At 70.7% G+C, this 965-nt stretch carries 2 protein-coding genes; both read right to left on the reverse strand.

What is annotated here, in order from left to right; genetic code table 11:
- On the reverse strand, positions 1 to 241 hold a 241-nt coding region (locus FVW20_RS16690), incomplete at its 3' end, for an NTP transferase domain-containing protein (RefSeq protein WP_196610472.1).
- Positions 242 to 392: 151 nt separating this feature from the next.
- Positions 393 to 965, reverse strand: a 573-nt coding sequence (locus tag FVW20_RS16695; RefSeq protein WP_196610473.1) for an XdhC family protein, incomplete at its 5' end; no start/stop codon positions are given.

Raw genomic sequence — 965 nt, forward strand, 5'->3', positions numbered from 1 at the left:
CGGCCTCCGCCGCCACCTCGTCCGCGCGGTGCCCGGTGACCACCAGCACATCCGCCACGCCTGCCTGCCGGAACATCTCCACGCAGCGGGCCAGCACCGAGGCGCCGCACAGGTCCAGCAGCGGCTTGAAGTCCGGAGCCATGCGCGACGAAGCGCCCGCCGCCAGCACCACGCCGACGACCGGGTACGGGGAAAGCGGGAAGAGTGCTGGGGCCGTCACGCCGGGTGCAACCGTCTGCATGGCCGCTCCCCTCCCGATCGTCCAGAACTTTCGATTGTTGGCAGGCATGCTATCGAAACCGCCGAATCATTCATCACTTCAGATGGCATTCCTTGCTCCGTGCCCGACAACGATCCGGCGCGCCCTGCGACCGTGTCAACCCTGCGGGGCTTCAGGCCTGCAGGGGCGGAATGGCGTGGCGCACCCGACTGGCGGCCCGCGCCTGCACCAGTTCCGCCACGATGCTTACGGCTATTTCCTCGGGCGTTTCCGCGCCGATGTCCAACCCGATGGGCGAATGCACCCGCTCGATGGCCGCGCGCGGGGTGCCCGCCTCTTCCAGCCTGCGGTACACGGCGTCACGCTTGCGGCGGCTGCCGATCATGCCCACGTAGCGGGCCGGGGTGCGCAGGGCGCTGGCCAGCACTTCGCCGTCGTTGCGGTGCCCGCGTGTGACAATGACCACGTAGCAGTCTTCGTGCATCCCCAGCCCCTCCAGCCAGTCGCCACCGGGCGTGACGCAACGCACCTCGTCCGCGCCGGGCAACCGATCGGCTTTGGCGAAATCGGGCCGGTCATCCAGCACGGTCACCCGGAACCCGGCCAGCGAGGCCATCAGGCCCACCTGCCGCCCCACGTGCCCGGCACCGGCAATGATCACCCGCCCCGGCGAGGCCACCGGGTCTGCCAGCAGGGACAGGCCCCCCGCCTCCACGCACAACGGGCCGCTGGCCGTGGCCACGGC

This window comes from Nitratidesulfovibrio oxamicus, assembly GCF_015731765.1.
Taxonomy (GTDB): domain Bacteria; phylum Desulfobacterota; class Desulfovibrionia; order Desulfovibrionales; family Desulfovibrionaceae; genus Cupidesulfovibrio; species Cupidesulfovibrio oxamicus.